General features: G+C 69.2%; 16 protein-coding genes. 10 read left to right on the top strand and 6 right to left on the bottom strand.

All coding sequences use genetic code 11. The features are described from left to right. Nucleotides 1–221: 221 nt before the first annotated feature. The 3 genes from glgX to treZ all read left to right on the top strand — a co-directional run bounded on the left by glgX (nucleotide 222) and on the right by treZ (nucleotide 6,969). Nucleotides 222–2,462 (top strand): glycogen debranching protein GlgX, encoded by a 2,241-nt coding sequence (gene glgX / locus U9978_RS11205; RefSeq protein WP_322761033.1) that lies wholly within the window; start codon nucleotides 222–224, stop codon nucleotides 2,460–2,462. After that, on the top strand, nucleotides 2,452–4,935 hold the full coding sequence (gene treY / locus U9978_RS11200; RefSeq protein ID WP_322761032.1) for a malto-oligosyltrehalose synthase: 2,484 nt from the start codon (nucleotides 2,452–2,454) through the stop codon (nucleotides 4,933–4,935). The genes glgX and treY overlap by 11 nt, the downstream gene beginning before the upstream one ends. 282 nt (nucleotides 4,936–5,217) lie before the next feature. After that, nucleotides 5,218–6,969, top strand: coding sequence for a malto-oligosyltrehalose trehalohydrolase (gene treZ, locus U9978_RS11195; protein WP_322761031.1), 1,752 nt, complete (start codon nucleotides 5,218–5,220; stop codon nucleotides 6,967–6,969). Nucleotides 6,970–7,307: 338 nt separating this feature from the next. Here treZ and zapE read toward each other — a convergent pair whose 3' ends face one another. Next, nucleotides 7,308–8,438 (bottom strand): cell division protein ZapE, encoded by a 1,131-nt coding sequence (gene zapE / locus U9978_RS11190; protein WP_322761030.1) that lies wholly within the window; start codon nucleotides 8,436–8,438, stop codon nucleotides 7,308–7,310. A 172-nt stretch (nucleotides 8,439–8,610) separates the two neighbouring features. On the opposite strand from zapE, the gene U9978_RS11185 reads away from it, so the two are divergent. Beyond that, nucleotides 8,611–9,336 carry a pyrimidine reductase family protein gene (locus U9978_RS11185; RefSeq protein WP_322761029.1) on the top strand — a complete coding sequence of 242 codons (726 nt, stop codon included), beginning with the start codon at nucleotides 8,611–8,613 and terminating at the stop codon, nucleotides 9,334–9,336. A 33-nt stretch (nucleotides 9,337–9,369) separates the two neighbouring features. Here U9978_RS11185 and U9978_RS11180 read toward each other — a convergent pair whose 3' ends face one another. The 3 genes from U9978_RS11180 to U9978_RS11170 form a co-directional block, all read right to left on the bottom strand. Further along, entirely contained in the window at nucleotides 9,370–10,614 is a 1,245-nt protein-coding gene (locus U9978_RS11180; protein WP_322761028.1) for a sulfate adenylyltransferase subunit 1, read from the bottom strand. Between the two features lie 16 nt (nucleotides 10,615–10,630). Next, a complete protein-coding gene (gene cysD, locus U9978_RS11175; RefSeq protein ID WP_322761027.1) occupies nucleotides 10,631–11,545 on the bottom strand; it encodes a sulfate adenylyltransferase subunit CysD in 915 nt (304 codons plus the stop codon). Nucleotides 11,546–11,689: 144 nt separating this feature from the next. Then, nucleotides 11,690–12,469 carry a 3'(2'),5'-bisphosphate nucleotidase CysQ gene (locus U9978_RS11170; RefSeq protein WP_416210933.1) on the bottom strand — a complete coding sequence of 260 codons (780 nt, stop codon included), beginning with the start codon at nucleotides 12,467–12,469 and terminating at the stop codon, nucleotides 11,690–11,692. Between the two features lie 143 nt (nucleotides 12,470–12,612). Here U9978_RS11170 and cysC point away from each other — a divergent pair, with 143 nt between their 5' ends. The 5 genes from cysC to U9978_RS11145 all read left to right on the top strand — a co-directional run bounded on the left by cysC (nucleotide 12,613) and on the right by U9978_RS11145 (nucleotide 18,255). Continuing rightward, on the top strand, nucleotides 12,613–14,205 hold the full coding sequence (gene cysC, locus U9978_RS11165; protein WP_322761026.1) for an adenylyl-sulfate kinase: 1,593 nt from the start codon (nucleotides 12,613–12,615) through the stop codon (nucleotides 14,203–14,205). A 162-nt stretch (nucleotides 14,206–14,367) separates the two neighbouring features. Next, entirely contained in the window at nucleotides 14,368–16,269 is a 1,902-nt protein-coding gene (gene dnaK / locus U9978_RS11160; protein ID WP_322761025.1) for a molecular chaperone DnaK, read from the top strand. Continuing rightward, nucleotides 16,266–16,817 (top strand): nucleotide exchange factor GrpE, encoded by a 552-nt coding sequence (locus U9978_RS11155; protein ID WP_322761024.1) that lies wholly within the window; start codon nucleotides 16,266–16,268, stop codon nucleotides 16,815–16,817. The genes dnaK and U9978_RS11155 overlap by 4 nt, the downstream gene beginning before the upstream one ends. Nucleotides 16,818–16,822: 5 nt before the next feature. Further along, nucleotides 16,823–17,851 carry a DnaJ C-terminal domain-containing protein gene (locus U9978_RS11150; RefSeq protein ID WP_322761023.1) on the top strand — a complete coding sequence of 343 codons (1,029 nt, stop codon included), beginning with the start codon at nucleotides 16,823–16,825 and terminating at the stop codon, nucleotides 17,849–17,851. A gap of 2 nt (nucleotides 17,852–17,853) precedes the next feature. Continuing rightward, on the top strand, nucleotides 17,854–18,255 hold the full coding sequence (locus U9978_RS11145; RefSeq protein ID WP_322761022.1) for a chaperone modulator CbpM: 402 nt from the start codon (nucleotides 17,854–17,856) through the stop codon (nucleotides 18,253–18,255). A gap of 40 nt (nucleotides 18,256–18,295) precedes the next feature. Here U9978_RS11145 and U9978_RS11140 read toward each other — a convergent pair whose 3' ends face one another. Next, nucleotides 18,296–19,072 (bottom strand): alpha/beta hydrolase, encoded by a 777-nt coding sequence (locus tag U9978_RS11140; RefSeq protein WP_322761021.1) that lies wholly within the window; start codon nucleotides 19,070–19,072, stop codon nucleotides 18,296–18,298. Between the two features lie 134 nt (nucleotides 19,073–19,206). After that, nucleotides 19,207–22,158 carry a helix-turn-helix transcriptional regulator gene (locus U9978_RS11135; protein WP_322761020.1) on the bottom strand — a complete coding sequence of 984 codons (2,952 nt, stop codon included), beginning with the start codon at nucleotides 22,156–22,158 and terminating at the stop codon, nucleotides 19,207–19,209. A 235-nt stretch (nucleotides 22,159–22,393) separates the two neighbouring features. On the opposite strand from U9978_RS11135, the gene U9978_RS11130 reads away from it, so the two are divergent. Then, the coding region (locus U9978_RS11130; RefSeq protein ID WP_322761019.1) for a TIR domain-containing protein at nucleotides 22,394–25,825 on the top strand (3,432 nt) is incomplete at its 3' end.

The following is a 25,825-nucleotide window of genomic DNA, read 5'->3' as shown; positions in this document are numbered from 1 at the left end:
GTTTCCGACCGAACCACACGTTATGGTCGACGACACTGCCCGACCGGATCAGTACATGATCATATCACGGTGTGTTCAAGTCCACCTACAACGATCGGACCTGGGACGATCGGCCAGACATGATCAAAAACCGTCCGCCTGGACTCACCCGACCCGCGGATGTTCGTCCCCACCCGCGCCGGTCGGCCCTGGATCTCCGACCACCCGTAGGCTTCGTACGTATGTTGCAAGTCTGGCCGGGCAGCCCCTATCCGCTCGGTGCCACCTATGACGGCACCGGGACCAATTTCGCGATCTTCTCTGAGGCTGCCGAGAAGGTCGAACTGTGCCTGTTCGACGATGACGACGCCGAGACGCGCGTCGAGTTGAAGGAAGTCGACGCATTCGTCTACCACGGGTTCCTCCCCAGCATCGGCCCCGGCCAGCGATACGGCTACCGGGTGCACGGCCCCCACGACCCGGCCCGGGGGCTGCGGTGCAATCCGCACAAGCTTCTCCTCGACCCGTATGCGAAAGCCGTCGACGGCGAGATCGACTGGGACCAGTCGGTGTTCGGCTACAACTTCGGCGATCCAGACAGCATGAACACCGCCGACTCCGCCTCGCGGATGATGAAGTCGGTGGTCATCAGCCCGTTCTTCGACTGGAACAACGACCGCCCGCCCCGCACCCCGTACAACGAGACCGTCATCTATGAGGCGCACGTGCGTGGCCTCACGATCGCGCACCCAGACCTTCCGGCGGAGTACCGGGGCACCTATGCCGGGGTGGCACATCCGATCATGGTCGACCACTACCACACGCTCGGTGTGACCGCCGTGGAGCTCATGCCCGTCCACCAGTTCGTCCAGGACGAGCATCTGGTCAGCCGCGGCCTGCGCAACTACTGGGGATACAACTCGCTGGCCTTCCTGGCCCCCCACAACGCCTACGCGGCCGCAGCCCGGTCGGGGCAGCAGGTCCAGGAGTTCAAGTTGATGGTGAAGGACCTGCACGATGCCGGCATCGAGGTGATCCTGGACGTGGTGTACAACCACACGGCCGAGGGGAACCACATGGGTCCCATGCTCTGCTTCCGCGGAATCGACAATGCCGCCTACTACCGGCTGATAGAGGACGATCCGCGCTACTACATGGACTACACCGGCACCGGCAACAGCATGCGGGTCCGCCATCCCCATGTCCTCCAGCTCATCATGGACTCGCTGCGCTACTGGGTTACCGAGATGCACGTCGACGGATTCCGGTTCGATCTGGCTGCGACCCTGGCCCGGGAGTTCTACGAGGTCGACCGACTGTCCTCTTTCTTCGACCTCGTCCAGCAGGATCCGGTCGTCTCCCAGGTCAAACTGATCGCCGAACCCTGGGACCTGGGCGCCGGTGGCTACCAGGTCGGCAACTTCCCGCCACTGTGGACCGAGTGGAACGGCAAGTACCGTGACACCGTGCGGGACTTCTGGCGTGGTCAGGACCACGGCATCACCGAGTTCGCATCCCGCCTGACCGGGTCAAGCGACCTCTACGAATCCGACGGCCGCCGCCCGTCCGCATCCATCAACTTCATCACGGCCCACGACGGTTTCACCCTCCACGACCTGGTCTCATACAACAACAAACACAATGAGGCCAACGGTGAGGACAACTGGGACGGATCGGACGACAACCGGTCGTGGAACTGTGGTGTGGAGGGGCCGACCGACGATCCTGATGTGCTCGCGCTACGCGCGGCTCAGATCAGAAACTTCCTCACCACGCTCTTTCTCTCGCAGGGCGTACCCATGCTGGTGGCCGGTGATGAGATGGGGCGCACCCAGCATGGCAACAACAACGGCTACTGTCAGGACAACGAGATCTCGTGGTTGGACTGGTCACTGGCGGAACGCAACGCAAGCCTGGTGGAGTTCACCGCGCTCGTGTCCGCTCTGCGTCGGGAACACCCGGTGTTCCGCCGCCGGCGCTTCTTCCAGGGTGACGCGATTCGCGGTTCGGGCACCGGTTCGGTACCCGGCCCGGGAGATGCAGCGGGCAGTGGCGCCGAGGAACCGCTCAAGGACATCGTCTGGCTGCTTCCGGACGGTACCGAGATGTCAGATGCAGACTGGGAGTTCGGCCTGGCGCGGTCACTGGGGATGTTCCTCAACGGCCACGGCATACCCGACCGCAACCACCGCGGCGAAAACGTTGTAGACCAGTCGTTCCTGCTGTTCTTCAACGCGCACTTCGAGCCGCTCGGATTCCGCGTACCGCCGGAGAACTTCGGCACCAGCTGGGAGATCGTCATCGATACCGGGGTACCCGGCGCGGTCGTGACAACAGCCGTCGACTCAGGCGACTCGGGCGGAGCTGCCGGCTCGGGCGAAAGCGGCCCGTTCGACGCGCGCGCCGGCAACCGGATCGTGAAGGCCGACGACCCCATCGAGGTCGACGCCCGGTCAACCCTGGTGCTGCGCTGTGCCGACTGAGTCACGGGGCAGCGTCACCCCGACGCCCGCCCGGACGGTCCCGGGCTCGACCTACCGGTTGCAGCTGAGCATGGAGTTCTCCTTCACCGACGCGGCTGTCATCGTCCCGTACCTGGCCGCGCTCGGGGTCACCCACCTGTACTGCTCGCCCGTCCTGGAGGCCGTCGACGGTTCGAGCCACGGCTATGACGTCGTCAGCCACGACCAGATCAGCCCCGAACTCGGCGGGCCGGCCGGGTTCCGCAGACTCGTGACCGCCTGCCGCAAGGCGGGCCTCGGCATCGTTTTGGACCTGGTGCCCAACCACATGGCGATCACCGCTCCGGAGACCGCGAACGCTGTCTGGTGGTCGGTGTTGCGGGAGGGCCGGACGTCGCCGTACGCGTCCTGGTTCGACATCGACTGGGACTCTCCGGACAATCCAGGAAAGATCGTCGTCCCGATTCTGGGTGACCCGCTGGCGGACTGCCTCGCGGCCGGGGAAATCATGATCACGACGAACGAGGATGCCGAATCCGTGGTCACTTACCACGACCACGTACTGCCGGTCGCGGTGGGCACCGCCGACCCTGGCGACGTGGCGGCAACCCTTGATCGGCAGCACTACCGGCTGTGCTTCTGGCGCGTCGCCGGCACCGAGCTCAACTACCGCCGGTTCTTCGACATCACCACGCTCGCCGGCCTGCGTCAGGAGGACCCGGACGTCTTCGCCGCGACCCATCGCCTGATTCTCGACCAGGTGCGGGCCGGCGCCGTCGACGGCCTGCGGGTCGATCATCCCGACGGTCTCGCCGATCCCGAGGAGTACCTGCGCCGGCTGTCCGAGGCCACCGAGGGCGCGTGGACGGTCGTGGAGAAGATCCTCGAACCGGGTGAGGTACTGCCCGACACCTGGGCGTGCGCGGGCACCACCGGCTACGACACGCTGAACCGGCTCACCCGGCTGTTCGTCGATCCAGCGGCGGCCAGGCCCTTCACCAAGCTGTACGCCGAGATAACCGGCTCCTCCCCCGACTTCGCGGCGCTCGCCCGCGAGGCCAAGCTGGCCGCGCTCATGGACGTCCTGCGGCCCGAGTTGGACCGGCTCGCCGAGCTCGCGCTGACGCAGGCACGGCGGCGGCGCGCAGACCTGACCCGCGTCGGTCTTCGCGAGGCGCTCGCCGAGGTGCTGGCCGCGTTCGCGGTCTACCGCGCCTACATCCGGCCGGGCGGGGCCGCAACCCTGGACGCCCGAGCTCACGTGGTCGGGGCGTGTGAGCGGGCCCGGGAATCCCTGCCGCGGCGGTCGGGCGAAATCGATCTCATCGAGAACCTGGCGCTGGCCGGCCCACCCGAGTTCGTGGTGCGATTCCAGCAGACCACCGGGCCCGTCATGGCTAAGGGCATCGAGGACACCGCCTTCTACCGGTACGGCCGGATGGTCGCCCTCAACGAGGTCGGCGGCGCCCCCGGCGACTTCCCCGCCTTTCCCGCCGGGCATCCGCACAGCGCGGTGCACGAGTTCCATGAGGCCAACGCGACCATTCAACGGACCTGGCCGCTGACGATGACGACCCTGTCCACGCACGACACCAAGCGGTCGGAGGATGTGCGTGCCAGGCTGGTGGTACTGACCGAGGACCCGCACGGCTGGGGCGAGGTGGCGCAACGTCTGGTCGCTCTGGGTGAGCGCCATACCGATACCGAACGGGGCTGGCCGGACCGTGAAGCCGGCTACCTGCTGGCGCAGACGCTCGTCGGCGCGTGGCCGCTGCCGGCGCAGCGGGTCCGGGACTACCTGCTCAAGGCCGTCCGCGAGGCCAAGGTGCACACCTGCTGGACCGACCCGAACCTCGGCTACGAGTCCGCGCTGGTGAACTACGTCGACGCCGTCCTGGACGACCGGGACTACGTCGCCACCCTGGAGACCTACGTCGCCACCCTGGTGGAGCTCGGCCGCCAGAACTCCGTCGCCCAGAAGCTCCTCCAGCTGGTCTGCCCCGGTGTGCCCGACATCTACCAGGGCCAGGAACTGTGGGACGCCTCCCTGGTCGACCCGGACAACCGGCGACCGGTCAACTTCGGCGAGCGGGCGAAACTCCTGACCGAGCTGGGGCCTGATCCCGGAGCCCGCAAACCACCCGCGCTCGACGACACCGGCGCGGCGAAACTGCTGGTCGTCGCCCGCGCGTTACGGCTGCGACGGGAACAACCGCAGTGGTTCGGCACGGAGGCGACCTATCGGCCGTTGTGGGCATCGGGTTCGGCTGCCGAGCATGTCGTCGCGTTCGTCCGCTCCGGATCGGTGGTCGCGGTGGCGCCCCGGCTGGTGCTGGGACTACGCCGCGGCGGCGGCTGGCGGGACACCACCCTCCCGCTGCCCGACGGACGCTGGACGGACCTGTTCACCGGCCGGCGCCATGATGGCGGCGTGGCCTACGTCCTGCGGCTGCTGCGCGACTTCCCCGTCAGCCTCCTCGTGCGCACGCCCTGACCGCCATCGCATCGTGCCGGCATCGCATCGTGCCGGCATCGCATCGTGCCGCGGCCGGGTCGTGACTCGGCCGAAAATCGGCCGAAACGCTGTGCGGGACGGGCCTGCCTATGATGCCCTGAAACATGGGCAGAGGCAGAGGCAGACTTCACGCAGTCCACCAGCGACGAATCCCCTCCTCGGGGCAACCGTGGGTGGCATGTCCGGCGCTACCCACGGTAACAGTTCCGTGAAATCACGGTCACAGATACTCACGCATCCGACAACGGGTAGACAGGACCGATGAGCACTTTCCGCGTGTGGGTGCCAGAGGCCAAGACGGTAGGTGTGATCACCGACAGTGGCGGCAGCGAGACCGTCCACGAGATGCTGGCCGACGACGGCGGTTGGTGGTGGGTGAACGTGCCCGCTGCGGGCCACGGCACCGAGTACGCCTACCTGATCGACGGCGAGGCCGACGAACTGCCGGACCCTCGCGCCGCCGATCAGCCCCACGGCGTCCACGGTCGCTCCCGGCTCGTCGACCACTCCCTGTTCACCTGGACGGACAATGCCTGGCGAGGGGTGACGCTGGCCGGAAGCGTCCTCTATGAGCTGCACATCGGCACGTTCACCCCGGCCGGTACCTTCGACGCGGCCATCGAACGGCTCGACCACCTGGTGGCTCTCGGCGTGGACGCCGTCGAGCTGCTGCCCGTCAACGCCTTCGCGGGCCGCCACGGCTGGGGCTATGACGGCGTCGGCCTGTTCGCCGTCCACGAGCCCTACGGCGGCTCGGACGGGCTCAAGCGGTTCGTCGACGCGGCCCACAGCCGGGGTATCGGCGTGATCATGGACGTTGTCTACAACCATCTCGGGCCCGACGGGAACTACCTCGCCCGGTTCGGCCCCTACTTCACCGACTCCCGCGTCACACCCTGGGGACCGGCTGTCAATCTCGACGCCCCCGGCTCCGACGAGGTCCGGGCCTTCATCGTCGACAACGCGCTGGGCTGGCTGCGGCACTACCACTGCGACGGCCTGCGGCTGGACGCGGTGCACGCCTTCGCCGACGGCCGTGCCGTCCACATCCTCGAGGAGATCACCGTCGCGGTGCACCGGCTCGCCGCCCAGCAGCGCCGGCCGCTGTTCGTGATCGCCGAATCCGACCTCAACGACCCACGGCTGGTGACCACCCGCGATGCCGGTGGGCTCGGCTTGGACGCGCAGTGGTGCGACGACGTGCACCATGCCATGTGGACAGCACTGTCGGGTGAACGCCAAGGCTACTACAGCGACTTCGGCAGTCTCGCGATCCTGGCCAAGGCGATGGAACGCGCCTTCGTCCATGACGGGACGTACTCGGCGTTCCGCGGGCGCTCCCACGGCCGTCCGGTGCCCAACCACCTCCCGGCGCATCGGTTCGTGACGTTCCTGCAGGACCACGACCAGGTCGGCAACCGGGCAATCGGCGACCGTGCCGGGCAGACGCTCAGCGCAGGGCTGCTGCGGGTGGGCGCCGCGCTCCTGTTGACCTCACCGTTCACTCCGATGTTGTTCATGGGCGAGGAATGGGGGGCGAGCACACCGTGGCAGTTCTTCAGTGACCACACCGCACCCGGGCTGGCCGACGCCGTCCGCAAGGGTCGCCGGGGCGAGTTCGCCGCGCACGGCTGGGGGCCCGACGAGATCCCCGATCCACAGGACGAGACGACATTCGTCCGCTCGAAACTGGACTGGACGGAACTACGGACTCCGCGCCACGCCGGTCTGCTGAAGTGGTACCGGCGCCTGACCACCCTGCGCCGGACCCTGCCCGACCTCACCAACCCGGACCTGTCCTGCGTACGCGCCAGCTTCGACGAGGACGCCCGGTGGTTCGTGCTGCGCCGCGGCCAGGTCGCGGTCGTGTGCAACCTCGCACCACGGCGCCAACCGGTACCGGTCGAGGGCGTGCCGTTTGACGTGCCGGCCGCGTCCGCCAGCGGGTTCACCTATATGCCGGGCCGTATCGAGCTCGACGGGGAATCAGTGGTGATCGCCCGCCTGCTGTGAGCCGGCTTGCTGTGAGCCGACCGGGTCAACGCCGACGGTCGCGGCGTTCGGTTCGGGACAGCACCGCGTACAAGAGGCCGAGAATGCCTACGGCTATCAGTAGCACGACGACCAGCAGCATCACATAGGTCGTCATACGTACAACCGTCCTTTCAGGCCGAGCTCGAGGCGGCGAACGTCCGACACCAGACACCCACGACACCTCGGGGTCACCGGTACCGCACCCCGTCAGTATCCCGTTCGGGTGACGGCTGCACATCTCGCGGTCCGGTCATCCACCGGATCATCCGGCAGCACCGGTGCCGGTGCCGGTGCCGGTGCCGGTGCCGGGAAACGGGTTACGACGCCTTGGCGCTGCCTTCCCAGACTGCCAGGTCGTCGGACCCGCCGTCGCGGGCCAACGCCGACAACCGCGAAATCGCGCGCTGGAACTTCTTGCGATGCGGCCCGGCCAGCATCTCAGCCGAGAACAGTTCGTTGAAGGGTTGGCCGGATGCCACGACCGGAATCGATCGGTCGTAGAGACGGTCGGCGAGGACGACGAGCCGCAGCGCCATCGCCTGGTCGGAGACCGCGGTGACGCCGTGCAGGCAGAACAGTCCGACATCGTCGACGAGCGCGCCGTAGCGGGACGGGTGCAACCGGCCGAGGTGGGCGCACAGTTCGGCGAAGCCGTCCTCGCTGGCACCGAGGGTCACCGCGGCACGACGAGTTATCTCATCGTCGCTGTGAGGAGCAGGCGGCTTCGGCAGGCCACGATGGCGGAAGTCCTCGCCAGAGATCCGCAGAATGTCGAACCGCGACGACAGCCCCTGGATCTCGCGCAGGAAGTCATCCGCGCCGAACCGACCGGCACCGAGATCTTCCGGCTGGGTGTTGCTGGTCGCGGCCAGGTGCACACCCGCCTCGACGAGCCTGGTCAGCAACGTGGAGACGAGGACCGTGTCACCGGGGTCGTCCAGCTCGAACTCGTCGATCGCCAGCAGCCGTAGGCCGGACAGGGCGTCCACGGTCCGGGCGAACCCCAGCGCGCCGACCAGCGAAGTGATCTCCACGAACGTCCCGTATGCCTTGGGGCCCGGCACCGCGTGCCACAGCGACGCGAGCAGGTGGGTCTTGCCGACCCCGAACCCGCCGTCGAGATAGACCCCCGGACGCGTACCCCCCGCATCCGACCCGCCGCCGGCGTCATCCCGGCGGCCCCCATCCCGGCGGCTCAGATCACGGCGTCCGAACCGGAACAGGCCACGGCCGCCGGCGCCGCCCGAACCCCGGGCTCGGGTCCCGCCCGACGCGACCCGGTCGGCGAACCGGCCCAGCGCCGCGACGGCACCGACCTGGCTCGGCTCGCCGGGATCCGGCCGGTAGGTCACGAAGCGGACGTCATTGAACCGTGGCGGTGGAACGAGGGCCGCGACCAGATCGTCCGGACGTACCTCGGGATGGCGGTCTACCAGGCGCTCCGGCATGTTTTCACCCTACGGAGACACCACCGGTCGATGACGCCCGGAGAAGTGCCCCGCGAGGTAACTCACACCATTTCACGCTGAACACCGTGATATGCAACAGCCCACGCTACGAGCAATCAGCCGACAACGGGTCGAATGTCGAATAGAGTCTGCGTCGAATAGAGTCTGGTGAGTGCGCCGGTTGCCGTCCCCTGATGACGTCGATCTGGATGCCTGCTACCGCCTACCGGCGGTCGCCGTCGGTGGTGTGCACGTCCGATCGAACTTCGTCTCGTCCCTCGACGGTGGCGCCGAGGTGGACGGTCGTTCCGGCGGTCTCGGCGGCAGTGCCGACCGCCGGGTCTTTCGCATGCTGCGCTGGCTCGCCGACGTCGTCCTCGTCGGCGCCGGCACCGCGATCGCCGAGGACTACGGGCCGGTCGTGGTGCCACCGGAGCGCCGCGATCGACGGCTCGCAGCCGGGCAGGCCCCGATCCCGCCGGTGGCGGTCGTCTCCGGCAGCCTGCGGCTCGACCCGTCCGCCCGGCTGTTCAGCGCGGACGTGCGTCCGCTCGTGCTCACCTGCCGGGCCGCGCCGGCTGACCGGTACCGCGACCTTGCGGCCGTCGCCGACATGCTGGTCTGCGGCGACGAGACAGTAGATCTCGCGACGGCACTGCATGCGCTCGCCGGGCGGGGACTGGGACGCGTGCTGTGCGAAGGCGGACCATCGCTGCACGCGTCCCTCGCCGGCGCAGACCTTCTCGATGAGTTGTGCCTGACACTTGCCCCGTTACTCGCCGGCCCCGACCACGCCCGGATCGTCGGCGGCGCCCATTGGCCGAAGCCCGTCACGATGACACTCGGTCACGTTCTCGAGGAAGACGGCAGCCTGTTCCTGCGCTACCTGCGTCGCTGAATCATGTGCGTCGCTGAAGCTCCGAGGACATACCTACAGAATCATGCCGGCGGCGACCGTGGACCCGGTCGCCTCGTCGACGAGAATGACGCTCCCGGTCGTCCGGTTACGCCGGTACGGATCGAAGCACAGCGGTGTCGTGGTCCGCACCGTCACCCGGCCGATGTCGTTGAGCCGCAGCTCCGACACGCTCTCGTCGCGGTGCAGCGTGTCGACGTCGACCCGGTAGGCGATGTTCTTCAGCACGCTGCGCACGGACCGGGTCGTGTGCTTGATCCCGAGCCTGGCTCTGGCCCGCAGCGGCGCGTCCGCCATCCAGCACACCATCATGTCGATGTCCTGGCCGACCGTTGGCTGGTTCGCCGGTCGGGCGAGCATGTCCCCGCGGGAGACATCAAGATCGTCTTCGAGACGGACCGTTACCGACATCGGCGCGAAGGCTTCGGCGACCGGTCCGTCAAAGGTGTCGATGGCCGCTATCCGCGAGGTCAGACCGGACGGCAGGACGATCACGTCATCCCCGGGCTTGAGAATGCCACCGGCGACCTGGCCTGCATAACCGCGGTAGTCGTGCAGGTCCTCCGATCGCGGCCGGACCACCCACTGCACCGGGAAGCGCACGTCGATGAGGTTGCGGTCGGAGGCGATGTGCAGCTCCTCCAGGTGGTGCAGCAACGAGGTGCCCTCGTACCAGGGTGTGCTCGGCGAGCGGGACACGATGTTGTCCCCACCGAGCGCCGAAACCGGGATCGTCGCGACGTCGACGATCTCGAGCTTGGCGGCGAACCCCCGGAACTCACTTTTGATCTTTTCGAACACATCCTCGTCGAACCCGACGAGGTCCATCTTGTTCACGCACAGCACCAGGTGTGGGACGCGCAGCAGCGAGGCCAGAAAGGCGTGCCGCCGGGTCTGTTGCAGCACGCCCTTACGCGCATCCACCAGCAACAGTGCCAGATCGGCGGTGGACGCCCCGGTGACCATGTTGCGGGTGTACTGGACGTGCCCAGGGGTGTCGGCGAGGATGAACGACCGCTTCGGCGTGGCGAAGTACCGGTATGCGACGTCGATCGTGATGCCCTGTTCCCGCTCGGCTCGCAGCCCGTCGGTGAGCAGCGCCAGGTCGACGTAGGCATCGCCCCGCTCGCGGCTGGTGCGCTCCACCGCTGCCAGCTGGTCGGTGAACAGCGACTTGGTGTCGAAGAGCAGGCGTCCGATCAGTGTGGACTTGCCGTCGTCGACAGAACCAGCGGTGGCGACCCGCAGCAGCTCCCCCATCAGAACAGCTCCCCCATCAGAAGTAGCCTTCCCGTTTGCGGTCCTCCATGGCAGCTTCGCTGACCCGGTCGTCTGCGCGGGTCGCGCCGCGTTCGGTGATCCTGCTGGCCGCCACCTCGGCGATCACCTCGTCGATCGTCGCCGCGGTCGACGCGATCGCCCCGGTGCAGGACATGTCCCCCACGGTGCGGTAACGCACCTGACGCGCAACGGCGCGCTCCCCGTCCAGCGGCGGCGTCAGGGCAGTCACCGCGAGCAGCATCCCGTCCCGTTCAACCACCTCACGGGTGTGCGCATAGTAGATCGACGGGATCTCCAGGTTCTCCTGCGCGATGTAGCGCCAGATGTCGAGTTCCGTCCAGTTCGATAGCGGAAAGACCCGGATGTGCTCGCCCGGACGGTGCCGCCCGTTGTAGAGCGACCACAGCTCGGGACGCTGGTTCTTCGGATCCCACTGGCCGAACTCGTCCCGGAAGGAGTAGACGCGCTCCTTGGCCCGGGCCTTCTCCTCGTCACGACGGGCCCCGCCGAACACCGCGTCGAACTTGTTCGCCTCGATGGTGTCCAACAGCACCGGCGTCTGCAGCTGGTTGCGGGACGCGCCCGGCCGGGTGTCTTCGGTGATCGCTCCGACATCGATCGCATCCTGGACGGATCCGACGACGAGGCGGGCCGCCAGCTGCGCCACCCGGACATCGCGGAACTGCATCACCTCGCTGAAGTTGTGGCCGGTGTCAATGTGGACCAGCGGAAACGGCAGCTTCGCCGGCCAGAACGCCTTCTGGGCGACCCGGAGCATGACGATCGAGTCCTTGCCGCCGGAGAACAGCAGCGCGGGACGCTCGAACTCGGCCACCACCTCCCGAAAGATGTGGACCGCCTCCGCCTCGAGCATCTGCAGATGGGTGAGTTCGTAGCCCGTGACAGGCACGCGGAATCCCCCCGTCGACCCCAGTGGACAACATCGATAGATGACAACGCCGGTGGACATCCGGCGGATATCAGCCCAACGTAGCCGAGGGACCGGTGCCCAGGACAGCGAAGCGACAGCGGATCACGGATCACGGATCACGGATCACGGATCACGGATCAACGCCAGGATGGGCCCGGCCAGGTCCGGGCGGCAGACCAGCAGGTCCGGCAGGAGCGGATCCGGTCGGTTGTAGACCAGCGGCGATCCATCCAGCCTGCTGGCGTGCAGGCCGGCCGCGCGGGCGACGGCAACCGGTGCGGCCGAGTCCCACTCGTACTGGCCGCCGGCGTGCAGGTAGGCGTCGGCGTCGCCACGGACGACAGCCGCGACCTTCGCTCCGGCGGAACCGACCGGCACGACCGAGCCGCCCAACGCCGCGGCCACCGCGCCGACCACCGCCGGCGCCCTGGTTCGGCTGGCCACCAGCCGCGGGCCACCCACCGGCGTGGGACGGTCCGGCAACGGCGCACCGGTCGCCAACGTGACGCCCTGCGCCGGCAGGGCGACCGCCCCCACGACCAGGTCGCCGTCCTCCCACAGCGCGACGTGCACGGCCCAGTCGAGCCGGCCCTGCTCGCCGAACTCACGGGTTCCGTCCAACGGATCGATGATCCATACCCGCCGGGCGGTCAGCCGCGCCGGGTCGTCGACCGCTTCCTCTGAGAGGACCGCGTCATGCCGACGATGCCGGGCGAGGGCGCCCGCGAGCCATTCCTGTGACCGGGCGTCACCAGCGTCCCGCAGTACGGCCGGGTCGTCGAAGCCCAGTTCCGCTCGGACCCGCACCAGGAGATCGCCCGCGCCGGTGGCCAGGCGCGCCGCCAGAACGGCGTCGGTGAGTTCCTGATGCTCCGCCGTGGCGGTGTGATCGTCGGTGTTCACCACTGGCAGTCTGCCACCGGTCGGACAGTCTGCCACCGGTCGGACAGCCACCAGGTCGACGGTCGAGGCAGGACTACAACCACCTCAGCCCGTCCCCAGCCCGTTGCCATGGCAGAACGGACGTCAACGGCTACGGTCAGGGTGTGCCCACCATCCGGGAGAGGACCGCGCTGCTGGTCGACGAGGCGCGCGCAACGGAACTGACCGAGGCGTCGCTGCACTGGCCGTCACTGACGCTGACGGCCGCGCAGCTTGCCGACCTTGAGCTCCTGCTGTCCAGCGGGTGCCTGAGCCACCACGTCCCGGGTGTGACCGACGATGCCTACGACGGCCCGGTGCGGATGCCGCGGCACACCGTTGACGTCGCCGACGCCCACGCGCTGACCAGCGAGAGCACCGAGAAACCGCGCCCTGGGGTGACGGTCGCGCTGAGGGACTCCGAAGGCGTGATGATTGCCGCGCTGCGAGTGACCGATGTGGCCGGGTCGGCGCTGTCGGGCGTCGTCGAAGGACTACAGCTGCCCGATCACCCCGACTACCCCGAACTGCGGTTCACCCCCGCGGCGTTGCGGGCGGAACTGCTCGGACGCGGGTGGTTCACACCGACCGACCCGGAGCCCACCGCGCTGTGGGTCGACGGCCTGCTCCACACCGCGGACCTCGACCGGATCGAAGCCCTCGCCGCGGACGGGAACACCGTTGTGGTCCTCGCTCCGGCCGGTGGGGCGGATCCCGCCGACGCTCGCCACCACCTGCGGGTACGGTGCCTGCGGGCGGCGCTCGCCACACTGATCGACGTTCGGGCCATGCTCGTCCTGGTGCCCGTGCGGGCGATGCCTCGGCTGACCGAGGCGGTCGCCCTCGGCCCCGACAACACGGTCCGGGTCGGACCCACCACCGGTGACCAGGTAAGCGACAATCAGATAAGTGACAATCAGGTAACGAATCACCAGCCCGCCGGCCACCGGGAGGCCGACGATCGGGAGACCGAGCCTGCCCTGGCCGCGGAAATCATCCACCGGACGCAGGTCGCGGTCGCCTACGGGCTCGGTTCGGTCATCGTCGGACCGGCGCCGAGCGCACCGGGGGCAAGCGCGCTGGGACTACTCCTCGACCGCGGAACACGGCTACCGCCGGTGCTCACACCGCCCGCGGTCGCCGCCGAGCTGGTCCGCGCACAGCCACCGCGGGCCGAGCGGGGACTTACCGTGATGTTCACCGGTCTGTCCGGATCGGGCAAGTCGACCGTGGCCGGGCTGCTCGTCTGCCGACTGTTGGAACGCGGTGACCGACGGGTGACGCTGCTCGACGGCGATGTCGTCCGACTGCACCTGTCCAGGGGACTCGGCTTCTCCCGCGAGGACCGGAACACCAACGTCGCGCGGATCGGCTTCGTCGCCGCGGCCGTCACGGCCGCCGGCGGCACCGCGGTATGCGCGCCGATCGCCCCCTACGACACGGTCCGCCGCCAGGTCAGGACGATGGTCGAGGACAGCGGAGGCGGGTTCGTCCTGGTCCATGTGGCCACCCCGCTGGAGATCTGCGAGGCCCGCGACCGCAAGGGTCTGTACGCAAAAGCCCGCGCCGGCATCATCCCGACCTTTACCGGCGTATCCGACCCGTACGAGGAACCCGCGGACGCCGAGATCGTCATCGACACCACGCAGACATCCTCCCAGGACGCCGTGCAGACCATCCTCGATCACCTCCACGCCCACGGTTGGCTCATGCCCTGACAGCGCGGCTCGCCACCGGGTTTTTTCGCCGCGGGCGTGCGGGCGGACGCCATCCGGGTAGGCCTCGGGTGACCAAAGCGCCTCCCGATACACCGTGCGGGGGCACCCGGGGTGACCAGACGTGGACGAACGCCGCCACGGCGGTCGTCGGAGGAACAACCCATGGCCAAAGCTGTCGGAATCGACCTCGGAACGACCAACTCCGTGATCGCGGCATGGGAGGGCGGTGAGCCCACCGTCGTCCCGAATGCCGAGGGCTCGCGCACGACCCCGTCCGTGGTCGCCTTCACCGAACCCGGTGAACGTCTGGTCGGCCAGCTGGCGCGACGGCAGGCGATCCTGAACCCCAAGGGCACGATCTACTCGGCCAAGCGTTTCATCGGCCGGCGCTACGACGAGGTGGCAAGCGAGGCCAAGGCGGTCACGTTCGACGTCGTGCCCGGCCCTGACGAGCTCGCCCGCTTCCAGGTCCGGGGGAAACTGTCCGCCCCCGAAGAGATCAGCGCGATGATATTGCGCAAGCTCGCTGACGACGCCGGGAAGTTCCTGGGCGAGAAGGTCACCGAAGCGGTCGTCACCGTCCCGGCCTACTTCAACGACGCCCAACGCACCGCGACCCGGGACGCCGGAAAGATCGCAGGACTCGGCGTGCTGAGAATCATCAACGAGCCGACCGCGGCGGCGCTGGCCTATGGGCTGGACAAACGTCAGCACGAGAGCGTGATGGTGTTCGACCTCGGCGGCGGGACCTTCGACGTGAGCATCCTCGATGTCGGAGACGGTGTGGTCGAGGTGCGTTCGACCGCCGGGGACACCCATCTGGGCGGCGACGACTTCGACCGCAGGCTGGTCGACCACCTTGCGGACGACTTCCGACGCGAGCAGGGCATCGACCTGCGCGACGACCCGCAGGCGCTGCAACGGCTGTTCGAGGCCGCGGAAAAGGCGAAGGTGGAGCTCAGCTCGGTGACCCAGACGCAGATCAACCTTCCGTTCGTCACCGCGGACGCCGCCGGCCCGCGGCACCTGACCGCCACGATCATGCGGTCGACCTTCGAGCAGATCACCGCGGACCTCCTCGAGCGGTGTCTCGGGCCGGTCCGCCAGGCCATGGATGACGCGAAGGTGACCGGTGACGACCTCGACGAGGTCATCCTGGTCGGCGGCGCGACCCGGATGCCGGCCGTGCAGTCCCTTGTACGCAGGCTGACCGGCGGCAAGGAACCGAACATGAGCGTCAACCCGGACGAGGTCGTGGCCCTGGGCGCCGCGATCCAGGCCGGGGTGCTCAAGGGCGAGGTCACCGATGTGCTGCTGCTCGACGTGACGCCGCTGTCGTTGGGGGTCGAGACCCGTGGCGGCGTCCTGACGAAGATCGTCGATCGGAACACGACGATCCCGGCGCGTCGCGCGGAGGTCTTCTCGACCGCGGAGGACAATCAGTCCGCGGTCGACGTCGTCGTGCTCCAGGGCGAGCGGGAACGCGCGGCCGACAACCGGGTGCTCGGCCGTTTCCAGCTGCACAACATCCGGCCGGCGCCACGGGGCGAACCGCAGGTCGAGGTCACCTTGGATGTCGACGCCAACGGCATCCTCAACGTCACCGCCCGCGACAAGGACACCGGTGCCCAGCAGGGCATCACCATCACCGAGAGCTCCAATCTGGACCGCGGCGAGATCGATCGGATGATGGCCGAGGCCGATCGCAACCGCGCGCAGGACCAGGCGCTGCGCCAAGCGGTGGACGCCCGCAACGAGCTCGACGCCGTCGCCTACCAGGTCGAACGCCGGCTGGGAGAGCTCGGGGACGCAGCCGCCGAACACGAGCGGGCACGGGCGGAGATGCTGGTCGGCCAGGCGCGTGAAGCCGTCCGGCAGGGCGCACCGCCCGACCGGGTCCGGCCGCTTACATCCGAACTTCAGCAGGTCTATCACGGCCTGATGGCCGCCGGGACCCGACCCGACGGGCAGGCGGGCGCCACCGGCGGCTCGGCTGGTGGTCCAGCAGGCGGCGAGGACGTCATCGACGCGGACTTCGACCGAAGCGAGCCTGAGCGCTCATGACCTCCACCGACCCGCCTGCGCACACCTGCGACAGCCCGGGTGACCATCCGGCGCCGGACGATGACCGGCCTGCGCTGGACGACAACCGGTCGGCGTTGGACGACCGGGAGGACCATCTGCTCCGGGCACTGGCCGATCTGGACAACATGCGCAAGCGGTATGCAGGCGAGCTGCGTCGGGAGCGGGCGGCCGAACGCAGCACCGCGACGGCCGCCTGGCTGCCGGTGCTCGACAACCTCGAACGCGCGCTGGCCCACGCCGACGCCGACCCGAGCGTGATCGTGGCGGGGGTGCGGGCCGTGCGCGATCAGGCCGTGGAGGTACTGGACCGGCTCGGTTACCCACGCCGCGACGAGGTGGGGGTGCCCTTCGACCCGGCCCGGCACGAGGTGGTGGCCGTCGTCGAGAACACCGGCGCGCCGCCGGGAACGGTCCTGGATGTGGTGCGTCCCGGCTACGGCGATGCCGAGCGGCAGCTGCGGCCGGAGGCCGTCGCCGTCAGTAGACGGCAGGATGGCGTCGCCGTCAGTGGACGGCAGCAGGACTGACAGCCATGGCACGCGACTACTACGAGGTGCTCGGCGTGCCACGCGGTGCAGGCGCCGAGGAACTCCAACAGGCCTATCGCAAGCTCGCGCGCACCTACCATCCCGACGTGAACGCCGATCCGGCCGCCGAGGAGCGGTTCAAGGAGGTCAACGAGGCCTACAGCGTGTTGTCCGACCCGGGTACCCGGGCACGCTACGACCGCTTCGGGCCGGACTTCCGCCAGATCCCGGCGGACTTTGACGAGCGGGCAGCCGCGGCGGGCTTCGGCCGAGGCGCACAGGGCCGAGGCGCACAGGGCCGAGGCGCGCGAGCCGGCGCCGACCGCGGGCGGACCCGACGCGGTGGTGGGACAGCCGCCGGGCAGGGCTTCGACGGCGGTGGGGGTTTCAGTGGTGACGGGGACTTAGGCGGGGGCTTCGGGGGCGACGTCGACGGGTTCGGGATCGACTTCGAGGATCTCGTCGGTGACCTGTTCGGCGCCCGCGGCGCGGCCGGCCCCATCCCCGGAGCCGATCAGGAGGCTGAACTGGAACTGACCGTGGAGGAGGCGTTCCACGGTGGCCGGCGGCGCGTCACCCTTGCCGGGCCGGACGGACCGCGCAGCTATCAGGTCACGATTCCCCCCGGTGTGGTCGACGGACAGCGAATCCGGCTTGCCGGACAGGGCGGGCAGGGCAGCGGGGGCGGCCGGGCCGGCGACCTGTACCTGGCGGTGCGGATCGCGCCGCATCCCCGCTACCGGCTCTCCGGCCGGGACATCCACGTCGAGTTGCCGGTGACGCCGTGGGAGGCCGCGCTCGGTGCGAGCGTCGCGGTCACGACCCCACGTGGCGAGGCGAAGGTCCGGGTCGTGGCGGGTTCGTCCTGCGGGCGCCGGCTGCGCCTGCGCGGCGAGGGGATGCCCAACCCCAACGGGGGCACCGGCGACCTGTACGCCGAGGTCCGGGTGATGGTCCCCCCGACCCTCACCCCTGCTGAACGCCAGCTGTTCGAGCAACTCGCCGCGGAGTCGACCTTCACCCCGAGGACGTGACCATGAACGCCCACCCGCGGCCGGAGCGCCGGCCGGCAGCGTCCGAAACCGTTCGGGTGGGCTACCCGCTCGCCCGGCGCTACCAGCCCCGTCCGGACCAGCCCGGTCCGCGCTGGTCCGGCTCCCAGCGACTGACCGTGGACGCTGTCGCGCGGCGAGCCGGCCTGCACCCGGACCTGGTCCGCCGGTTCGTCGCGCTGAGCCTGCTGGACGCGACGCGTGACGCCCGCGGGCAGCTGTGGTTCACCACGGACGCGCTGGTCACGCTCGGTCGCATCCAACGGCTGCGGGCCGGGCTTTCGCTGAACTACGCGGCCGTCGGCCTCGTGCTGGACCTGCTCGACCGGGTCGAGACGCTCGAGCGCGAACTGCGCGGCCATCCGCCGACGTCCCGTCCGGGTTGACCAGGTACCAGACGCGTCCGCCGCCGGGGGCCGGTGGTTCCTATGGTCGCGGGTCGGTTTGCGCCACGAAACCAGCCAGAATGCGGTTCACCGCCTCGGGGTTGGCGAGCATGATCAAGTGCCCGCAGCCGCGGACCTCGGCCGTCTCCAGCTGCGGGCACAGTTCACGCAGCCGCTCGGTGTCGGCGGGGAAGCTGCCGGCTATGTACAGCAGCGGGCAGGTGATCTTGGACAGGGCGTCCTCGGACGGGTACGCGATGAAGTGCCGCCAGGTCGAGACCAGCACGTGCCGGGGGGTGGCGGTGACCTCGGCGATCGTCTGCTCCCGCACCTCGTCGGAGGTACCCGGCGCGAACACCAACTCATCGGCGAAGCCGCGGATCGCCGCCAGCCAGTGCTCGGACTCAAGCCCGGAAAGAAACTGTCGGGCAGCCTCGTCGAATCCCGGGCCGGCGAGAGTCGGGCCGTCAAGAATGCACAACCCACGGACGAACTCGGGGTAGCGGTTGGCGAAGTCGAAGGCGATCCGGTCGAAGCTGTGCTGGACGACGATCGCACGGTCGAGTCCCAGTTCGCGGCATACGGCGGCCAGATCGTCGGCCGCGCCTTCGATGGTGTAGTCCTGTTCGGGTTTGTCGGACTCACCGTGGCCGCGCCGGTCGAGCGCTACCACTCGGTGGCTGGTGGCGAAGTGCGCTACCTGCGGCGCGAAGTTGGTCCGGTTCCCGCCCCAGCCGTGGACGAACAGAATCGGCGGCGCACCAGCCCCGCTGTCGTCGTAGGCGATACCGACTCCGTCGATCTCCATGGTTGCCATCGGTCTCCCTTTCGTCTTTCGAAGGTGTCTTTCGAAACACCGTCGGGATGACCTTAGGGCGGCGTGCGTTTATCAAGCGTCGACAATTGTCGCCATCTTCGGTTCTAACCGCTGCGGCCGGCGGCTACCGAGAACTATGTAGTCCGGTTGGCTGGTTCGGCGCTCAGGCCGTGTGCGATGGCGAACGCGGTGGCCTCGGCCCGGTTTCGGGCGCCGATCTTCGTGTAGATGTTCGCGACGTGGCGGTTGACCGTCAGCAGCGACAGGACGAGATCGGCCGCGATCTCCTTGCTCGTCCGTCCGGCCGCGAGCAGTCCGAGTACCTCGACCTCGCGCGGGGTCAGCCCGGCGGGGCGGGGCCGGGTCGAGGTGTCCTCGCCCCGGCCGGTACGGCGGCCGGCGCCAGCCCGTGCCTGGTGGTCCGCCGAGCGTGCCCATGCGGCCCAGCCGGGCATGGCGCGCCGGTCCAGCGCGCGTAGGGCCGTGTCGAGGGCCATCGGGTCGGCCCGGACGATCGCGTCGTCGACGTCGACGAGTGCGCGGACGGCGTGGCCGCCACCGGCGGTCGTGGCATGCCGTGCCACCGCAAACTGCTCGGCCGCGCCGATCCGGTCGCCCAGCAGCGCGGCGACGCGGCCAGCGCCATGTTCGGTGGATCCCATCGGGCCGGGCGGACCACCGCTGGTCCGGTGCCGGTCCAGAGCGGGGGCCAGCCAGCCGGCCGCTTCAGGGTCGCCCAGTTCCCAGGCCGTGGCAATGCCGAACCAGAGCATCCCCGCGACGGAATGATCATGCGGGGACATCCGGGCGAGCAGCCCGGCGACGTCGCGCAGCCGCGCCCGGGCTGTGTCACGCTCACCGGCGAATGCATGGCAGAGCGCCGCCAACGCGACGAACGCGTTCGCGAAGGGCGCCTTGGCGGCCAACGGGCCTCGCAGCCAGTCCCCCAGCCGCGCTCCCAGGCCGGACCAATCGGCGTCGCGGGCGACGTATCCCAGAATCACCGCGTGGGACACGGTACCGAGCAGATGGCGCCGGTGGCCGGACCACAGTCCCTCGACCAGTCCGAATGCCCGCTCCAGATGACCGTGCGCGGCGGCGACGTCGCCTGCGAGAGCGGTGCACAGGGCAAGCTGCGAGCACGCCTCGCTCCTGGCGACCACCGACCCGACCCGTTCACCGACTGCCAGCAGTTCCCGGTAGCAGTCGGTGGCGACGGTGATCCGGCCGTGGCGGAAGGTGAAATCCCGGCCGACCAGGTCGAGACCGCGCATGACCGCCCGCGGACTCGACCAGCTGTGAACCCGCGCCAGCAGTGCCTGTGTCTGTTCGACGGTTCTCGGCTGGAACGGTTCGATCGAACGGGCCTGGTCGTCCTCGCCGCCATGGGCGCGCAGGAGTGCGACGGCGTCGGCCGGGTACTCTCGCCATCGCCCGACCCGGACCCACGCCGTCTCACCGGACTCGACGGTGTCAACCGGGTCCACGGCGACCGCAAGCCGGGCCCACGTCAGGTTACGGTCGTCTCCGACCAGCCGAAGACCGTCGCCTACCAGCGGCTCCCAGGCCGAAGCGGGTGCACCTTCCCGTAGCGCGTCGACCACGTGGACGACGAGTTCGGCGCCTTGCACCGCGTCGAGCAGGGTGAGCGCGCGACGGGTGGTCTCGGGTGCCCTGGTGCCGTCGAGGGCTTCGGCCTGCGCGACCGCCAGCCGCCGAAGAACCTCCGCCCGTTCGTTGCCGGCTCCGGCCGGCAACAGGTCCAGGGCGTTGCCAAGCAGCCGGACGGCTTGGCCGTGAGCGTGGTCGCGGCTGGCGGACGCGGCGGCGTGCAGACAGTGGACGACGCCGCGTTCGGCTCCCGGCAACGCCCGGGACCGCAGGTACTGCTCCGCGACGGCAGCGTGATCGGTGGGCTGTTCGCCTTCGAGGACGTCGGCGGCACGGCGGTGCAGGCGGGCAGCCCGATCGGGATTGATCGAGTCAGCCAGCGCGTCGCGGACGATCGCGTGCGCGAACGCGTAGGGGGCGCCGACGTTCGCCGTCCGTCGCAGGAAACCTGTCGCCAATGCCTGGTCCACCGCGTCGAGTGCTGCCGCCTCGGACAGTTCCGCCACCGCACCCACCGTGGCCAGGCGCAGGTCGCCGGAAAACACCGCGGCGGCCTGCAGGAACGATCGCGTCGCCGGTGCCAGGCCTCCGACGCGTGCCCGCACCGCCTGGCGGACGGTGGCCGGAATGCCCAGCGTGGACACGCTCGTGTCGCTGAGCCACCGTCCGTCGCGTCGGACGAGTTTGCCGTCCTCGACCAGCCCTCGGGCGACTTCGCGGACGTAGAACGGATTTCCCGCCGTGTGCTCGTGCACCGCGCGGACGACCGCCGGCGGCACCTCGTCCGTCCCGGCTGGCTCGTCGCCACCGGTGCTCCTGGCGCCGGTACCCCTGGCGCCGGTCTCGCCGAAGGTCCGGGCCAGGTAGCGCCCCACGCCGGTCGGGTCGAGTCCGCGCAGCCGCAGGTCGAGATAGCCGTGGATGCGGACGAGGGATCCGAGCAGGGCAACGAGCGCAGTGTCGCCGGCAATGCCGGCAATACCGCTAATGCCCGACACAGCCGGGTCGGGGTCCCGATACGTGCCGATCAGTACGATGCCGGCGGCCACCGCGCGTGCTGCGACGTAGCCATAGAGCTCGAGACTGTCCGCCGTCGCCCAGTGCAGGTCGTCTATCACCACGACGGTCCCCGTACCACCCCCGGCGCTGGCAAGGGTGTCGTGGGCTGACGCGAACACCCGCAACCGTGCCTCGCGTGGGTTCAGCTGACCCGTGCCGATGTCAATGCCTCCGAGCTGTGCCATTGCGTCCACCCACGGGCCGTACGACGGTTGGGCCTGACCCTGGAAGCACGCACCCCACAGCACCCGGGCACCAGTGCTGGCCACCATCTCGGCGAAGGCACGACAGAGGGCTGTCTTGCCGACACCTGGCTCGCCGGAGATCGACACGACGCTGCCCTGACCGGACCGCGCCCGTTCGAGAGCGTCCTGCAGCAACGCCAGCTCCGACCCGCGCCCGACGAGACCCCCCACGCGAACGCATGCTACGCGCGAAGCCACAGATGTGATCAATCAAACGCGGTGCGCTGCGCGCGGACCAGTTCGGGCAGGCCACCGCTACTGACCGACTCCGAACTCGTCCACCGTGCCGCCACTACCAGCGACGAGCAGCTCGTCCGGGCCGCACCACCAGGCGCGCGGTTGAGCAGCCATGTTACTACTATGCGTCTCCTGAGTGGTCAGCGCTGGACGTCGTTCGGGGGGCGTGATGACTGGTGTGCCGGCTCCGGCCACTGGCGTGCGGGTGTTCATCTCCTATGCGCACGACTCACCGGACCACGCCGAGGCGGTGCGCTCCCTGTGGCTGCTGCTACGCCGCTGCGGCGTGGACGCGAAGCTGGATGTGGTGGCGGCCCAGCAGCCCCAGGACTGGACGCTGTGGATGCTGGAGCAGCTGCGCGAGGCGGCGTTCACTCTGGTGATCGCCTCGCCCGAATACCGGCTGCGGGTGGAGGGACGCGAGACACCGTCACGAGGGCGGGGCGCGCAGTTCGAGGGTTCCCTGATCCGCGACGAGTTCTACCGGGATCAGGTGGCGGGCCGGGCGACGTTCCTGCCGGTGCTGTTACCAGGTCGGACGGTCGATGAGATCCCCGCCTTTCTGAGCCCGTCGGCGGGGACGCACTACCCGATCCTGGAATTCACCCCGGCCGGCGTCGAGTCGCTGCTGCGGGTGCTGACCGCGCAACCGGCGGAGGTCGAGCCGCCCGTCGGCACGGTGCCGATGCTGCCCGCCCGCCCGGTTGACGTCGGGGTGGCCGGTCGGCAGCCGGCCGATCCGGTGCACAAGCCCGGCGCCGAGTCCGGCCTCGGGCCAACGGTGTTGATCAACTATGCGCGGTCCGATGAACCGTGGGCGGCCTGGATCGCCTGGCAACTGGCGGCCGCGGGGTACCGGCCCCGGTCGACGACATGGCATGCGGCGCCGGGCGAGAACACCGCTGACCGGATCGACCCGGAACTGGGCGACGCAGCCTTCGTACTGCTGGTCCTCTCCCCGAACTACCTGAACGCGCAGTGGAAGACAGCCGAATGGCAGGCTGCGCTCACCACGGCGCTCCAACGCGGTCGTCCGCTGCTCGTGCCGGTCCGGGTGGTCGCGTGTGAGGCGCCGTCACTCCTGCGCGGGGTCAGCCGCATCAGTCTGGTCGAACTACCCGAAACGCAGGCGCGGCGCGTCCTGCTCGACGGCGTCTCCGCCGCTGCCGGCCGTTCGGCGCAACCGGCGGTGCCGCCGTCCTATCCCGGGCTGGACGATGCCGGCGGCGGCGAACGTCCGACCTATCCCGGGCTGGACGTGCATACGATCACGGCGCTGGTCGGGCAGCGTGTGGAGGATGCCTGTCGCATGCGTTTTCGGGATGCAAAAGTCACCCGAGCGAGCGCCGGCAACGGACTCGTGTACTTCGATGTGGACGGCCTTTTCGATGTGGACGGCCATCACGACGTTGAGCGGCTGCGCTGGCCGGTGGGGATCAGTCCGGACGGGCTCAACCAGGAGACCGTGACCCTCTTCTACGATCAGGTCGTCCATCCTCGCTACGAGGCCCTCGTCGGCGACTCGGTCGAGTCCTACCTGGTGTACGGAGGTGAACTCGCCGAATACGGACTCGTCACGCGGGCGAGAAAGAAGTTGATCCGGGTACGCAGCCTGGCCGAATTCGAAGGCCGGTGGGACCCTCGGCGCTACCTCCGCCGCCAGACCAGCCGGCTGATCACCGACTCGACCTATCCCGCCGAGCTGTACGTCCGGCAACGATTCGTGCTCCCCGACGGCCATCCTGACGCCTCGTCCCAGGGGGACGACGCGCTCGCTGCGATCATCGACTGGCTGGACGTCGAGGAAGCCCGGTTCCTTCTAGTACTCGGGGAATTCGGGCACGGCAAGACGTTCCTGCTGCACGAACTGGCTCGCCGGTTGCCGTCCGAGTACCCCGCCATGGTGCCGATGCTGGTCGAACTGCGCGCGCTGGAAAAGCGGCACAGGCTGTCCGACCTACTCGCCCTGCACCTGGCCAAACATGACGAATACGGCGTCGACGTTCGGACGGTCCAACGGATGCTGGCGCAGGGCCGGATCGTCATGCTGTTCGACGGGTTCGACGAACTCGCGCTCGGGGTAACCTACGACCGGGCTGCCGACTACCTACGCATGATCATGTCGGCGATCACGGGCCGGGCAAAAGTCGTCCTGACCAGCCGTACCCAGCACTTCGCCAACGACGACCAGTGGCGGACCGAGCTCGGCGAACTCGTGCGCCGCCACCCTGGCAGCCGGGCGATCCGCCTGGACGATTTCAACGAGACGCAGATCCGGGAGTTTCTCGGGCAGCTGTTCGCCCGCCGAGTCACCACCGGGGCCGTTGACGAGCGGGAATGTCAGGCCGAGGCGCAACGGCAGGCGGATGCCCGCTTTGAGCTGATCCGCTCCGTCCACGATCTGTTGGGCCTGTCCGCGAACCCGCGGATGCTGTCGTTCATCGCCGAACTGCCGCAGGCGGACCTGCTCGCAGCGCGCTCCGCCGACGGCACGATCAGCCCCGCGGATCTTTACACCACGCTCATCGACCGGTGGCTGCACAACGAGGTGACACGGCGCCAACCGGCCCCTGGCGCCCAGACCCTCATCGCCGGTCAGCTTCGGCAGGCGGTCGACGAGCTGGCCGTCATGCTGTGGGACCGCGGCGAAGAGGCTACCGACCTGGCAGGCCTGTCGGACACGGTATGCACCGCTCTGACCGACCTGGGCACAACGAAGATCGATCAGGAGCAGGCAACCTTCATCGTCGGCTCCGGGAGTCTGTTGGTACGGCGACAGGACAATCGGTTCTCCTTCGTCCACCCTTCGATCATGGAGTTCCTGACCGCCGCGGCGACCGCCGCCGCGTTCGGCGACGGTCATGGCATGCCCGCGCCACTGACCCGCCGGAACATGTCCCAGCTGATGGTCGAGTTCCTGTGTGGACTGGCGGATCACCAGACGCTCCGATCCTGGGTCCGCCGAACCCTGACCGACCCCGACGGCGACGTCGGCGCGTCACCGGTGAACGCCCTGCGGGTCGCCCGCACCTTGAACATGCTTATCGACCGCGCCCAGTTGGCCGGGCAGGACCTCCGGGGCCAGGTTCTCTCCGGCCGCAACCTGCGGTTCGCCGACCTCACCGGCGCCGTGCTACGCGGCGTCCGGCTGGCCGACGCCGACCTCACCCGCGCTGATCTCACAAACGCCGACCTCACCGGCGCCCGGCTGGCCGATGCAGACCTCACCCGCGCTGATCTCACAAACGCCGACCTCACCGGCGCCCGGCTGTTCCGGCCGAACCTGACCGACGCACAGCTCACGGGTAGCCGCTGGCATGGCGCCGCACTGCTGCGCCCCGTGTTCGACGCCACCACCGCCGCCGCGCCCGAACTGGCCGCCGCCGCGGTCCTCGGACGCGATCGGGTCGAGGCCATGCTGCTGCCACCACCCGGGGACCTGCGATGCCTCGCCTACACCCCCGAGGGCTCCCTGCTCGCCGCAGGCTGGGGACAGCAGGTCCTGCTGATCGAATCCGACGGCCTGCACCCGTTGCGTGTACTCACCGGCCACACCGGCCTGGTCCGCTCAGTGGCGTTCTCGCCGGACAGCACCACTCTT

Source organism: Protofrankia sp. Cr2 (assembly GCF_963555885.1).
Classification (GTDB): Bacteria; Actinomycetota; Actinomycetes; order Frankiales; family Frankiaceae; genus Protofrankia.
The sequence above is the reverse complement of the archived record's forward strand: the minus strand, read 5'-3'. Positions and strand labels throughout refer to the sequence as shown.

Excerpts from the sequence above, each read along its gene's own strand:
- glgX (WP_322761033.1), top strand. The coding sequence starts at position 222 with ATGTTGCAAGTCTGGCCGGGCAGCCCCTATCCGCTCGGTGCCACCTAT.
- treZ (WP_322761031.1), top strand. The coding sequence starts at position 5,218 with ATGAGCACTTTCCGCGTGTGGGTGCCAGAGGCCAAGACGGTAGGTGTG.
- zapE (WP_322761030.1), bottom strand. The coding sequence starts at position 8,438 with ATGCCGGAGCGCCTGGTAGACCGCCATCCCGAGGTACGTCCGGACGAT.
- U9978_RS11180 (WP_322761028.1), bottom strand. The coding sequence starts at position 10,614 with ATGGGGGAGCTGCTGCGGGTCGCCACCGCTGGTTCTGTCGACGACGGC.
- dnaK (WP_322761025.1), top strand. The coding sequence starts at position 14,368 with ATGGCCAAAGCTGTCGGAATCGACCTCGGAACGACCAACTCCGTGATC.
- U9978_RS11155 (WP_322761024.1), top strand. The coding sequence starts at position 16,266 with ATGACCTCCACCGACCCGCCTGCGCACACCTGCGACAGCCCGGGTGAC.
- U9978_RS11150 (WP_322761023.1), top strand. The coding sequence starts at position 16,823 with ATGGCACGCGACTACTACGAGGTGCTCGGCGTGCCACGCGGTGCAGGC.
- U9978_RS11145 (WP_322761022.1), top strand. The coding sequence starts at position 17,854 with ATGAACGCCCACCCGCGGCCGGAGCGCCGGCCGGCAGCGTCCGAAACC.
- U9978_RS11140 (WP_322761021.1), bottom strand. The coding sequence starts at position 19,072 with ATGGCAACCATGGAGATCGACGGAGTCGGTATCGCCTACGACGACAGC.